General features: G+C 64.1%; 15 protein-coding genes. 7 read left to right on the forward strand and 8 right to left on the reverse strand.

Annotated elements, in window-relative coordinates; genetic code table 11:
* The first annotated feature begins 279 nt into the window (after positions 1 to 279).
* From MKK04_RS01995 to MKK04_RS02010, 4 genes are all read left to right on the forward strand, one after another.
* A complete protein-coding gene (locus MKK04_RS01995) occupies positions 280 to 873 on the forward strand; it encodes an aminodeoxychorismate/anthranilate synthase component II (protein ID WP_241106191.1) in 594 nt (197 codons plus the stop codon).
* Positions 874 to 882: 9 nt separating this feature from the next.
* Positions 883 to 1932 (forward strand): anthranilate phosphoribosyltransferase, encoded by a 1050-nt coding sequence (trpD, locus tag MKK04_RS02000; protein ID WP_241106192.1) that lies wholly within the window; start codon positions 883 to 885, stop codon positions 1930 to 1932.
* Positions 1929 to 2762, forward strand: a complete 834-nt coding sequence (gene trpC / locus MKK04_RS02005; protein ID WP_063914595.1) for an indole-3-glycerol phosphate synthase TrpC — start codon at positions 1929 to 1931, stop codon at positions 2760 to 2762. The genes trpD and trpC overlap by 4 nt, the downstream gene beginning before the upstream one ends.
* Positions 2763 to 2927: 165 nt before the next feature.
* On the forward strand, positions 2928 to 3632 hold the full coding sequence (locus tag MKK04_RS02010; RefSeq protein WP_207834244.1) for a lipoate--protein ligase family protein: 705 nt from the start codon (positions 2928 to 2930) through the stop codon (positions 3630 to 3632).
* Here the strand turns inward: MKK04_RS02010 and crp are convergent.
* Positions 3629 to 4273: a cAMP-activated global transcriptional regulator CRP gene (gene crp, locus MKK04_RS02015; protein WP_207834250.1), complete on the reverse strand. Its 645-nt coding sequence runs from the start codon at positions 4271 to 4273 to the stop codon at positions 3629 to 3631. The two genes, MKK04_RS02010 and crp, sit on opposite strands and share 4 nt — an antisense overlap.
* Positions 4274 to 4465: 192 nt before the next feature.
* Here crp and MKK04_RS02020 point away from each other — a divergent pair, with 192 nt between their 5' ends.
* Positions 4466 to 4888, forward strand: coding sequence for an OsmC family protein (locus tag MKK04_RS02020; protein WP_004376171.1), 423 nt, complete (start codon positions 4466 to 4468; stop codon positions 4886 to 4888).
* Positions 4889 to 4927: 39 nt separating this feature from the next.
* Here MKK04_RS02020 and MKK04_RS02025 read toward each other — a convergent pair whose 3' ends face one another.
* The 6 genes from MKK04_RS02025 to hemJ form a co-directional block, all read right to left on the reverse strand.
* A complete protein-coding gene (locus tag MKK04_RS02025) occupies positions 4928 to 5968 on the reverse strand; it encodes a DUF2157 domain-containing protein (RefSeq protein ID WP_207834252.1) in 1041 nt (346 codons plus the stop codon).
* 10 nt (positions 5969 to 5978) lie between these two features.
* The gene (gene coq7 / locus MKK04_RS02030) at positions 5979 to 6626 is read right to left on the reverse strand and encodes a 2-polyprenyl-3-methyl-6-methoxy-1,4-benzoquinone monooxygenase (protein ID WP_025337477.1); all 648 of its coding nucleotides are present in this window, start codon (positions 6624 to 6626) and stop codon (positions 5979 to 5981) included.
* A 65-nt stretch (positions 6627 to 6691) separates the two neighbouring features.
* Positions 6692 to 7030: a histidine triad nucleotide-binding protein gene (locus MKK04_RS02035; protein ID WP_063914599.1), complete on the reverse strand. Its 339-nt coding sequence runs from the start codon at positions 7028 to 7030 to the stop codon at positions 6692 to 6694.
* A gap of 63 nt (positions 7031 to 7093) precedes the next feature.
* On the reverse strand, positions 7094 to 7876 hold the full coding sequence (locus MKK04_RS02040; protein WP_207834254.1) for an SDR family NAD(P)-dependent oxidoreductase: 783 nt from the start codon (positions 7874 to 7876) through the stop codon (positions 7094 to 7096).
* A 67-nt stretch (positions 7877 to 7943) separates the two neighbouring features.
* Complete coding sequence (locus MKK04_RS02045; RefSeq protein WP_241106193.1) at positions 7944 to 8900, reverse strand: NAD(P)H-dependent flavin oxidoreductase; 957 nt, start codon at positions 8898 to 8900, stop codon at positions 7944 to 7946.
* Positions 8901 to 8928: 28 nt separating this feature from the next.
* A complete protein-coding gene (gene hemJ / locus MKK04_RS02050) occupies positions 8929 to 9354 on the reverse strand; it encodes a protoporphyrinogen oxidase HemJ (protein WP_207834258.1) in 426 nt (141 codons plus the stop codon).
* Between the two features lie 141 nt (positions 9355 to 9495).
* Here hemJ and argC point away from each other — a divergent pair, with 141 nt between their 5' ends.
* Together argC and erpA are read left to right on the forward strand one after the other, a co-directional pair.
* The gene (gene argC / locus MKK04_RS02055) at positions 9496 to 10530 is read left to right on the forward strand and encodes an N-acetyl-gamma-glutamyl-phosphate reductase (RefSeq protein ID WP_025337480.1); all 1035 of its coding nucleotides are present in this window, start codon (positions 9496 to 9498) and stop codon (positions 10528 to 10530) included.
* A 146-nt stretch (positions 10531 to 10676) separates the two neighbouring features.
* Positions 10677 to 11027, forward strand: coding sequence for an iron-sulfur cluster insertion protein ErpA (gene erpA, locus MKK04_RS02060; protein ID WP_015268740.1), 351 nt, complete (start codon positions 10677 to 10679; stop codon positions 11025 to 11027).
* A gap of 59 nt (positions 11028 to 11086) precedes the next feature.
* On the opposite strand, the gene MKK04_RS02065 is transcribed toward erpA, so the two are convergent.
* The gene (locus MKK04_RS02065) at positions 11087 to 12178 is read right to left on the reverse strand and encodes an anhydro-N-acetylmuramic acid kinase (protein WP_241106194.1); all 1092 of its coding nucleotides are present in this window, start codon (positions 12176 to 12178) and stop codon (positions 11087 to 11089) included.
* Positions 12179 to 12182 lie beyond the last annotated feature (4 nt).

The following is a 12182-nucleotide window of genomic DNA, read 5'->3' on the forward strand; positions in this document are numbered from 1 at the left end:
CCGTGTTTACGGGCATATTGCGCCCGCCGCCCCGGTAGGCTACTGTGCCGTGACGTATGAGCGAGACCTATCCTGTGTTGATCGTCAGCAAACTCTTGATGCGCGTAATCAAGGCCCATGCCCGTTGGCGTTGGCGCGCCTGACTTTATCTCCTGCCGGCCCGTCCGGCCCGCCCCCGTTTGCCTTCCTGTCTACCGCCCCTTGTGGCAAAGCCGCGCCTGTTGGCGGGTGCAGAAAGGTTCGAATTCTGAAGTCAGTAGATTCAAGAGGTTTAACCCGATGTTACTGATGATCGACAATTACGACTCATTCACTTACAACGTCGTTCAGTACCTTGGCGAGCTGGGTGCCGAGGTCAAGGTCATTCGCAATGACGAAATGACCATCGCCCAGATCGAAGCCCTCAACCCCGAGCGCATCGTCGTATCTCCAGGCCCGTGCACGCCGAGCGAGGCGGGCGTGTCGATCGAGGCCATCCTGCATTTTGCCGGCAAGCTGCCAATCCTCGGCGTGTGCCTGGGCCACCAGTCCATCGGCCAGGCCTTTGGCGGTGACGTAGTGCGTGCCCGCCAGGTGATGCACGGCAAGACCAGCCCGGTCCACCACCGCGACCTGGGCGTGTTCGCCAGCCTCAACAACCCGTTGACCGTGACCCGTTACCACTCGCTGGTGGTAAAGCGCGAAACCTTGCCCGAGTGCCTGGAAGTGACTGCCTGGACCGCCCATGCTGACGGTTCGGTCGACGAGATCATGGGCCTGCGTCACAAAACGCTGAATATCGAAGGGGTGCAGTTCCACCCCGAGTCGATCCTGACCGAACAGGGCCACGAACTGTTCGCCAACTTCCTCAAGCAGACCGGCGGCCACCGCTAAGGATCGAACATGGAAATCAAGAGTGCGTTGAGCCGTATCGTCGGCCAGCTGGACCTTTCCACCGAAGAAATGCGTGACGTCATGCGCCAGATCATGACCGGCCAGTGCAGCGAAGCGCAGATCGGTGCCTTCCTGATGGGCATGCGCATGAAGAGCGAAAGCATCGACGAGATCGTCGGTGCGGTGTCGGTGATGCGCGAGCTGGCCGACAAGGTCGAACTGCAAAGTCTCGATGGCGTGGTCGATATCGTCGGCACCGGCGGTGATGGTGCCAACATCTTCAACGTATCCACCGCCTCGTCGTTCGTCCTGGCGGCGGCGGGTTGCACCGTGGCCAAGCATGGCAACCGCGCGGTATCGGGCAAGAGCGGCAGTGCCGACCTGCTGGAGGCCGCCGGCATCTACCTGAACCTGACGCCCACCCAGGTGGCCCGCTGCATCGACAGCCTGGGCATCGGCTTCATGTTCGCGCAAAGCCATCACTCGGCCATGAAGCATGCTGCCGGCCCGCGTCGCGACCTGGGGCTGCGTACCCTGTTCAACATGCTCGGCCCGCTTACGAATCCGGCCGGAGTGAAGCATCAGGTGGTCGGTGTATTCGCCCAGACCCTGTGCCGCCCGTTGGCTGAAGTATTGCAGCGCCTGGGCAGCAAGCACGTGCTGGTGGTGCACTCCAAGGACGGCCTGGACGAGTTCAGCCTGGCCGCGCCGACTTTCGTCGCCGAACTGAAGAATGGCGAAATCACCGAATACTGGGTCGAGCCGGAAGACCTCGGCATGAAGAGCCAGAGCCTGCACGGCCTGGCCGTCGAGAACCCCCAGGCATCGCTGGAGCTGATCCGCGATGCGCTGGGCCGACGCAAGACCGAGAACGGCCAGAAGGCCGCCGAGATGATCGTGCTCAATGCGGGCGCGGCGCTGTATGCCGCTGACCATGCCATGAGCCTGAAAGCCGGTGTGGAACTGGCCCACGACGTACTGCACACCGGGCTGGCCTGGGAGAAGCTGCAGGAGCTGGGTGCCTTTACTGCAGTATTCAAGGTGGAGAACGAAGCATGAGTGTGCCGACGGTGCTGGAAAGGATCATTGCCCGCAAGTTCCAGGAAGTGGCCGAGCGCAGTGCGCGCGTCAGCCTCGCCGAACTGGAGGGCCTGGCCAAGGCTGCCGATGCCCCGCGTGGCTTTGCCAAGGCCCTGATCGAGCAAGCCGGGCGCAAGCAGCCGGCGGTAATTGCCGAAATCAAGAAGGCTTCGCCGAGCAAGGGCGTGATTCGCGAGCATTTCGTGCCGGCGGAAATTGCCGTCAGCTACGAGAAGGGCGGGGCGACTTGCCTTTCGGTGCTGACCGATGTGGATTACTTCCAGGGTGCCGACGAGTACCTGCAGCAGGCCCGCGCGGCGGTGTCGCTGCCGGTGATCCGCAAGGACTTCATGGTAGACCCGTACCAGATCGTTGAAGCCCGGGCCCTGGGCGCGGACTGTGTGCTGCTGATCGTGTCGGCGCTGGATGACGTGAAAATGGCCGAACTGGCGGCCACGGCCAAGGATGTCGGCCTCGACGTGCTGGTGGAAGTGCACGATGGCGATGAGCTGGAGCGTGCGTTGAAAACCCTGGATACACCGCTGGTGGGGGTGAACAACCGTAACCTGCACACCTTCGAGGTCAGCCTGGAAACCACCCTCGACCTGCTGCCGCGTATTCCGCGTGATCGCCTGGCGATTACCGAGAGCGGTATCTTGAACCGGGCCGATGTGGAGCTGATGGCGATCAACGAGGTCTACTCGTTCCTGGTGGGTGAGGCGTTCATGCGCGCCGAGCAGCCAGGGCTTGAGCTGCAGCGGTTGTTCTTCCCGGATCAGGTGAAGAAGACTGTTCAGCAACTGGACTGATCGAAGCGAAGCCGGCATTGTCGCCGGCTTTTTTGTATGCCTGCCATGCCCCCTTCGCGGGCTCGCCCGCTCCCACAGGATGATCACTGCCTTTGGCATCTGTGGAATCCCTGTGGGAGCGGGCGAGCCCGCGAAGAGGCCGGTAAAAACGACATAGGTGGATCAATGACCGATCAACCCCTGGCCCTGACCGTAGAACAAGGCCTGCACGCCGAACAGGAACTGCTGGCCGCCGTCTGCCGCGGCGAACGCGACAGTGGCGTGCTGTTCTGGCGCCCGACCGACCACGCCCTGGTCATGCCTCGGCGCATGAGCCGACTGGAAAACTTTGAAGCCGCCTGCTCGGAGCTGGCAATCGCCGGCTGGCCGGTGCTGCTACGCGAAACCGGTGGTGAGCCGGTGCCGCAGTCTCATTCGACGGTGAACGTTGCCCTGGTCTATGTCGCCCCCCGCAGTGAAGGCGACCACGGCCGTATCGAGAACGCCTACGAGCGCCTGTGCCTGCCGCTGTGCGATGTACTGCGCGAGTGGGGCGGGGTGGCGTCGGTGGGCGAAATCGACGGCGCTTTCTGCGATGGCCGCTACAACGTCAACCTCAATGGCCGCAAGCTGGTGGGCACTGCCCAACGCTGGCGCCAGGGGCTGGGCGGCAAGCGCCCGGTGGTGCTGGTGCACGGTGCGCTGCTGCTGGATAACGAGCGTGAGTCGATGGTGGCGGCGGTCAACCGCTTCAACGAGTGCTGCGAGCTGGAGCAGCGCTGCCGCGCCGATGCGCACATCGCCCTGCACGAAGTGGCGCCCGCGGCGCCCTGGTTCGAGCGGCTGTCGCAGGCCTATGCCAAGGTGCTGGCTGACCTGCCCAAGGACTAGCGGGTACCGTAGACCACCATGGTCTTGCCTTTGACCTGCACCAGGCTGCGCTCTTCAAGGTCCTTGAGGACGCGGCCGACCATTTCCCGGGAGCAACCGACGATACGGCCGATTTCCTGACGGGTGATCTTGATCTGCATGCCGTCGGGGTGGGTCATGGCGTCGGGTTGCTTGCACAGCTCCAGCAGGCAACGGGCGACGCGCCCGGTAACGTCGAAGAAAGCCAGGTCGCCGACCTTGCGCGTGGTGTTGCGCAGGCGCTGGGCCATCTGGCTGCCCAGGGCGTACAAGATTTCCGGGTCCTGGCGGGCCAGTTCGCGAAACTTCTCGTAACTGATTTCGGCTACTTCGCATTCGGTCTTGGCGCGCACCCAGGCACTGCGCTGTTGTTCACCCTCGACCGGTTCGAACAGGCCCAGCTCGCCGAAGAAGTCACCGTTGTTGAGGTAGGCGATGATCATTTCATGGCCGTTGTCGTCCTCGATGAGGATGGTGACCGATCCCTTGATGATGAACCACAATGTCTCGGCCCGGTCGCCGGCGCAGATGATGTTGCTTTTGGCGGTATAGCGGCGGCGCTGGCAGTGCGCCAGCAGCTTGTCGATGTTCTTGATCTTGGCGGGTAGGGCAGAGGCAACCATCACGAAATCCTGTTCGATACGACGCAGAGGCCTTTTTATAAAGGTTGGCTGGCGGTGTGCGCCAGTCATTTGGCGCCAGCTTATCAGACACTACAGGATGTTTCGGTACTAAACCGACACGACTCGTACTTTTCCCGCAGCCATACAAGGTCTAAGCTGACACCCTTTTTCGAATATCAGGAGTCCGGGTAGATGAAGGCACGTATCCAGTGGGCCGGTGAGGCGATGTTCCTCGGCGAATCGGGGAGCGGCCATGTCGTCGTGATGGACGGCCCGCCCGAGGCCGGCGGCCGCAACCTGGGCGTGCGCCCGATGGAAATGCTGTTGCTGGGCCTGGGTGGCTGCAGCAGCTTTGACGTGGTCAGCATTCTGAAGAAGTCGCGCCAGGCAGTGGAAAGCTGCGAGGCTTTCCTGGAGGCCGAGCGTGCCAGCGAAGACCCGAAGGTGTTTACCAAGATCCACATGAACTTCGTGGTGAAGGGGCGTGGGCTGAAAGAGGCCCAGGTCAAGCGTGCGGTGGAGCTGTCGGCGGAGAAGTATTGCTCGGCTTCGATCATGCTCGAGCGTGCCGGGGTAGAGATTACCCACGGGTACGAGATTGTAGAGCTGGGTTGAGCCCCGGATTTTTGGGGCTGCAACGCAGCCCCGACAATTTCAGCTGCGAAGCGCCGGCAGTGCAGCCCGCACCCATCCCGGCAAGCAGCCCCGCATCACCCGGCTCAACCGCTCCCGCCGCTTCTGGTAAACCAGCCCCAGCCCGATAACCCCAAGCCCGATCAGGGTCACCACCAGCGGGAACAGCAGCGAGTCGGCAAACACCTCGTACGACAGGTACCCCAGGTAAGCCGCCACGCCCAGCGCCCCGAACACCATGAACACCGGCCGACGTAACAGCACCGCCATGCCCATCAGTACAATATTGATCAGGCAGTACAGGGCCTTGCCCAACTCGCTGCCGCTGTCCACCAGCGTCAGCCCGCCCCAGAATGCCGCCAGCCCGGCCAGGTAGCCCCAGTGGGCGTAGTCTTCGCGGGTGCGACCATCCACCCCGACGAACACCACCAGCAACCCCAGCCCGAACCACAACGAAACCTCGCGGCGTTGCTCCCAGCTGAATGGCGAGCCGAAGAACCATTCGCTCAGGTCCATCGACATGAACCACAAGGCCACGGCAATCGGCATGACGATGAACGGGTAGGGGATCAGCCGCAGCATCAACAACCCGGCAAGCACCGTGGCCGCTTCCATTGCCAGCCAGCCGCCCTGCACGTAGGTGTAGTACTGGTGATAGTTCGCCTGCGCATCATCCATCGGCCACCAGCCGGCCAGCCGTTCGATGGCGAACACCGCCAACGGCACGATGCTGACCGCCACCGCCGCCAGCACCCCGGCCGCGACGGGCTGTACGCGCCGTTGCAGGTTAACGGCGAACAGCGTGAGCAGCAGAATATAGAGGCTGGCGATGACCAGCAGCGCCCAGTCGCCGATGCGCATCCAGGCTTCGGTGAGCAACCAGCCCATGGCTGCCATGATCAGCATGGCGCCGAAGTAGAAAGCGACATGGGCCAGCTGGAAGCTGCCACGCTGTGCCGGTTGCTGGCGCAGGAACGCCAGCAGGGCCTGGTCCTGGCCCGGCTGGAGAATGCCGGCTTGCACGGCGCGCGCCAGGTCCTTGGCGTCGAAACGGTCCGTCATGGTGATGCCTTCAGATACGGTAGGTGCTCTTGGTCATGACCTTGGCCAACAGGCTCATGCCAAAGCGAACCGGGGCGGGGAAGCGATATCCGCCGGCTTCCAGCGCAGACTCGGCGTGCTGTTCCTCATCGATGCGCATTTGCTCGAGGATGGCCCGGGATTTTTCGTCTTCCTGCGGGATCTGCTCCAGGTGCTCGTCGAGGTGCTTGCAGACCTGGTGCTCGGTGGCAGCGACGAAGCCCAGGCTGACCTTGTCACTGACCAGCCCGGCGAGTGCGCCGATGCCGAACGACATGCCGTAGAACAAAGGGTTGAGTACGCTGGGGTGGCTGTTCAGCTGGCGAATGCGCTGTTCGCACCAGGCCAGGTGGTCCACTTCTTCCTCGGCGGCGTGTTCCATGGCCTTGCGCACTTCGGGCAGCTTGGCGGTCAGGGCCTGGCCCTGGTACAGCGCCTGGGCGCAGACTTCACCGGTGTGGTTGATGCGCATCAGCCCGGCAACATGGCGCGCCTGCTGCTCGTCCAGGTCGACGTCCGGCTGGACGATGGCCGGCGATGGGCGGGCGGGTTGGCCGCTGAAGGGCAGCAAGGTGCGCATGGCGGTATCGGCCTGCAGCAACAAGCGGTCGAGCGGCGAGTAGTGACGTTCGGTAGCCATCGGGCACCTCCGCAAGAATGTGCCCGACAGTTTACCGCAATAGTGGCAGGGTCGCTTGCCGTGGATCAGCCCGGTGGCCAGTGCATCTGGCGCTGGCCAAGCACGTGCATGTGGATGTGGTAGACGGTCTGGCCGCCCTGCTCGTTGCAGTTCATGACCACGCGGAAGCCGTCCTCGCAGCCAAGTTCCTTGGCCAGGCGCTGGGCGGTGAACAAGATGTGGCCAGCCAGGCCTTTGTCTTCTTCGGTCAAGTCATTGAGGGTGCGGATGTGCTTTTTCGGGATGACCAGAAAATGCACCGGCGCCTGGGGGGCGATATCGTGGAACGCCAGTACCTGGTCGTCCTCGTAGATGATCTTCGCCGGGATGTCCCGGTTGATGATCTTGATGAATAAATCGTCCACAGCACTTGCTCCATGGTGAGGGTCGGGCCGAGTGTACTCAGCCGGGCGCCGCTCGCCCAGTGGCTATTCCATGCCGACCGGGCAATAGCGGCGGTGGATGACCCCGGCCAGCTTGCGCACCAGCCAGCGCGGCAGCAGGCGCGGGGCGAACGCCAGCCAGCGGTTGCGCCGACCGGGCAGGATCAGCGCGCGGTTCTTGTCCAGCGCGCGCACGGTGTACAAAGCCACTTCCTCAGGGCTGAGGCAGCGTGGTTTGCCATGCAGCCGCGGAATGCGACGGCGCGCGGAGCGCACCGGCCCGGGGCACAGTACCGAAACCTTGATGCCGGTGCGCTTGAGTTCTTCACGCAAGGCCTGGGAGAAACTCAGCACATAGGCCTTGCTGGCGGCATAGGTGGCCATCCAGGGGCCAGGCGCCACCCCGGCCAGGCCGGCGACGTTGAGGATCTGCCCGCCGCCCTGCACGGCCATCAGGTTGCCGATGGCGTGGCACAGGCGGCTCAGGGCCAGCACGTTGACTTCCAGCAGGTCCTGCTCGTCGGCCCACTCATGGGCCAGGAATGGCCCGTAGGTGCGCAGGCCGGCACAATTGACCAGCAGGTCGATGCGCCGCTCGCCTTCTTCCAGCTCCAGCACGAAGCCCGACAGGCGCAGCGGCTGGCTGAGGTCGCAGGCACGGAACAGCACCTCGACACCGAAGCGTTGGGTAAGCTCGATGGCCACCGGCTCCAGCGTTTCACGCTGGCGTGCCACCAGGATCAGGTTGCGCCCGCGCCGCGCCAGGGCTTCCGCCAGGGCCAGGCCCAGGCCGCTGGAAGCACCAGTGATCATGGCGTAACGGGTCATGCAAGGCTCCTGGGGGCTGAAGAGGGCGCCTAGTGTACAGCTTGGCCGGGCAAGGTGTTGCCTTTTGCTACAAGGTCCGCGCGCGCAGGGCCTGGCAGCGTTCCAGGGCGTCCCGGTACTCGTCATGCAGCCGGCCGATCAGCGCGCTGGCGCTGGGCAGGTCGTCGATACCGCCGACCCCCTGGCCCGCCGACCACACGGTCTTCCAGGCCTTGGCTTCGTCGTCGATCGGCTTGAGCTTGCCTTGCTCGTGGCCGCTCTTGAGGGCGTTCATGTCATAGCCAGCCTGCTCCAGGCTCGGGCGCAGGAAGCTGGCAGGCACGCCGGACACCGCCGGGGTGTGGATGATGTCGGCGGCATGGGCATCGAGCAGCATCTGCTTGTAGGCGCCCGGGGCCTGGCTTTCTGCGGTGGCGATGAAGCGGGTACCCATGTACGCAAGGTCCGCACCCAGCATTTGCGCGGCGAGGATCTCGTGGCCGTGGTTGAGGCAGCCGGCCAGCAGCAGGGTCTTGTCGAAGAACTGGCGAATTTCCGCGGCCAGGGCGAACGGGCTCCAGGTGCCGGCATGGCCGCCTGCGCCGGCGGCGACGGCGATCAGGCCATCGACACCGGCTTCGGCGGCTTTCTCGGCATGGCGGCGGGTGGTGACATCGTGGAACACCAGGCCGCCGTAGCCATGCACGGCATCGACCACTTCCTTCACCGCGCCCAGGCTGGTAATGACGATCGGCACGCGGTGTTCCACGCACAACGCCAGGTCGGCCTGCAGGCGCGGGTTGGTCGGGTGGACGATCAGGTTGACGGCATAGGGCGCTGGCGCCTGCAATTGCGCCATGCCTGTCTCGATTTCCTCCAGCCAGGCCTTGAAACCGGCGCTGTCACGCTGGTTGAGGGCCGGGAAGCTGCCGACCACGCCGCTGGCGCAGCAGGCCAATACCAGCCTGGGGTTGGAGATCAGGAACATCGGTGCGGCAACCACGGGCAGGCGCAGGCGTTGTTCGAGGGAGGCAGGTAGCGACATGGCAAGGCTCCTTGAGCGGGTGGCTATGTCAGAACGGTTTGACCACCACCAGAATTACGATACCCAGCAGGAACAGCACGGGTACTTCATTGAACCAGCGATAGTAGACGTGGCCGTGGGTGTTGCTGCCGCTGGCGAAGCGTTTGCGCTGGGCGCCGCACATGTGATGGTAGACGGTCAGCAGGATGACCAGGGTCAGCTTGGCATGCAGCCAGCCCTGGCTGAGCCAGCCGGGTGTGAGGTAGAGCATCCACGCGCCGAACACGTAGGTGGCGATCATCGCCGGGTTCATGATGCCGCGAAACAGCTTGCGCTCCATGGTCACGAAGCGTTCCTGGCTGATGCTGTCCTGGCTTTGGGCGTGGTAGACGAACAACCGCGGCAGGTAGAAAAGGCCGGCGAACCAGCAGACCACGCTGACGATATGCAGCGCTTTGATCCATAGGTAAAGCATGGGGGAGTTCCTTCAGGTATACACGGTCGTCAGATAGTAGTGGTCAAGCGCCCGAAGGGTCACCCGAAGAGTTGTTACAGGCGCCTTGCGCCCCTATTATCGTGCGCTTTCCAGACGGCTCGTTGATAAGGGGCAAGCGTTATGATCAAGGTCGGTATCGTCGGCGGCACGGGTTACACCGGCGTCGAACTGTTGCGTCTGCTGGCACAGCATCCACAGGCCGAGGTGGCGGTCATCACTTCGCGCTCCGAGGCGGGCGTTGCAGTGGCGGACATGTACCCGAACCTGCGCGGCCACTATGACGGGCTGGCGTTCAGCGTGCCGGACAGCAAGACCCTGGCCGCCTGTGACGTGGTGTTCTTCGCCACCCCGCACGGTGTAGCCCATGCCCTGGCCGGCGAGCTGCTGGCGGCCGGTACCAAGGTGATCGACCTGTCGGCCGACTTCCGCCTGCAGGACGCCGCCGAGTGGGGCAAGTGGTACGGCCAGCCGCACGGTGCGCCAGAGCTGCTCAAGGACGCGGTGTACGGCCTGCCTGAAGTCAACCGCGAGAAGATCCGCCAGGCGCGCCTGATCGCAGTGCCGGGTTGCTACCCGACCGCCACCCAGCTGGGCTTCCTGCCGCTGCTGGAAGCTGGCCTGGCCGACCCGTCGCGCCTGATCGCCGACTGCAAGTCGGGCGTCAGCGGCGCTGGCCGTGGTGCGGCGGTGGGTTCGCTGTTCTGCGAAGCCGGTGAAAGCATGAAAGCCTACGCGGTGAAGGGCCACCGCCACCTGCCGGAGATCAGCCAGGGCCTGCGCCTGGCCGCTGGCAAGGATATCGGCCTGACCTTCGTGCCACACCTGACGCCCATGATCCGTGGCATTCACGCGACCCTGTACGCTACCGTCGCCGACACCTCGGTCGACCTGCAGGCGCTGTTCGAGAAGCGCTACGCCGATGAACCGTTCGTCGACGTGATGCCGGCTGGTAGCCACCCGGAAACCCGCAGCGTGCGCGGCGCCAACGTCTGCCGTATTGCCGTTCATCGCCCGCAGGGTGGTGACCTGGTAGTCGTACTCTCGGTGATCGACAACCTGGTCAAGGGCGCGTCCGGCCAGGCGGTGCAGAACCTCAACATCCTGTTCGGCCTGGACGAGCGCATGGGCCTGTCCCACGCGGGCTTGCTGCCGTAAGCAGCCAGCGTTCGAAAAGGCCCGCGTCGTGCGGGCCTTTTTGTATGTCGCGACTAAAGCCGCACAATTCTTGACCGATTTTCTCGGGAAAGCGGATAATGCGCGTCATCGAGTTTTATGGCGGCTACCGCGCCGGGAGAATCAACATGAGCGTCGAAACCTTCACCCCCACGGCTTTGGAATTCACCCACGGCGCTGCACAAAAGGTGAAGAACCTGGTTTCCGAGGAAGGCAACGATCGTCTGAAGCTGCGCGTGTTCGTCACCGGTGGCGGCTGCTCGGGCTTCCAGTACGGCTTCACCTTCGATGAAGACGTGGCCGAAGACGACACCATCGTTGAGCGCGAGGGTGTTTCCCTTGTGGTCGACCCGATGAGCTTCCAGTACCTGGCTGGCGCCGAAGTGGATTACCAGGAAGGCCTGGAAGGTTCGCGCTTCGTGATCAAGAACCCGAATGCTGCTACCACCTGCGGCTGCGGCTCGTCGTTCTCGATCTGAGGCCTGGCTATACGAAAACGCCGCGCAATTGCGCGGCGTTTTGCTTTCTGGCGTAGCGCTCAGGCCGGGTAGATTGCGCCGAGTACACGCAGGCCCTTGGCCGCTGTCACGCTAGGGCGGTTGGCGGCGATGCCCTCCAGGCAGCAGTGGGCCAGCCAGGCGAAGGCCATGGCTTCGACCCAGTCCGGGTCCACGCCATGGGCACCGGTGCTGGCGACACGGGCGTCGGGCAGCAACTGGCCGAGGCGCGCCATCAGGGCGCCGTTGCGCGCACCGCCACCGCAGACCAGCAACGCTTCGGTGTCTTGCTGGGCGTTGCTCAGCGAGTCGATGATGCTGCGTGCGGTCAGCTCCAGCAATGTCGCCTGCACGTCCTCGTCGCGGTAAGCGGGCAAGCGGGCCAGGTGGCCATCCAGCCAAGGCAGGTTGAACACTTCGCGGCCGGTGCTCTTCGGGCCGCTGCCGGCGAAGAACGGGTCGGCCAGCAGTGCGCTGAGCAAGTCGGGCTGCACCACACCCGAGGCAGCCCACGCCCCATCCGCATCGTAGGCCTGGCCGCGCTTGCGCTCGATCCAGGCATCCAGCAGCACATTGCCCGGGCCACAGTCGAAGCCGTGGACCGGCTTGTCGTGTTCGATCAGGCTGAGGTTGCTGAAGCCGCCCACGTTGAGAATGGCCAGGCGCTGGCCGAGGTGGCTGAACAGGGTTTCATGGAAGGCCGGCACCAGTGGCGCACCTTGGCCACCGGCCGCCACATCGCGACGGCGGAAGTCAGCGACCACGCTGATACCGGTAAGCTCGGCCAGTAGCGCCGGGTTGCCGATCTGCACGGTAAAACCGCGTGCTGGTTCGTGGCGGATGGTCTGGCCGTGGCTGCCGATGGCACGGATGGCATCGGCCTGCAGCCCTTGCCTGGCCAACAGTTGGCGGATGCCTTCGCCTGCCAGGCTGGCCCAGCGGTTTTCTGCCAGTGCGGCGCGGGCGATCTCGTCAGGGCCGCTGCTGCAAAGGCTCAGCAGTTCCTGGCGCAGGTCGCCGGGCATGGGCAGGTAGTGGGTGGCGAGCAGTTCGAGCTGCTCGCCTTGTTTGATCAGGGCAATGTCCAGGCCATCGAGGCTGGTACCGGACATCACCCCCAGGTAGAGCGCCATGGGC

This window comes from Pseudomonas sp. LS.1a (assembly GCF_022533585.1).
In the GTDB taxonomy this organism is placed as follows: domain Bacteria; phylum Pseudomonadota; class Gammaproteobacteria; order Pseudomonadales; family Pseudomonadaceae; genus Aquipseudomonas.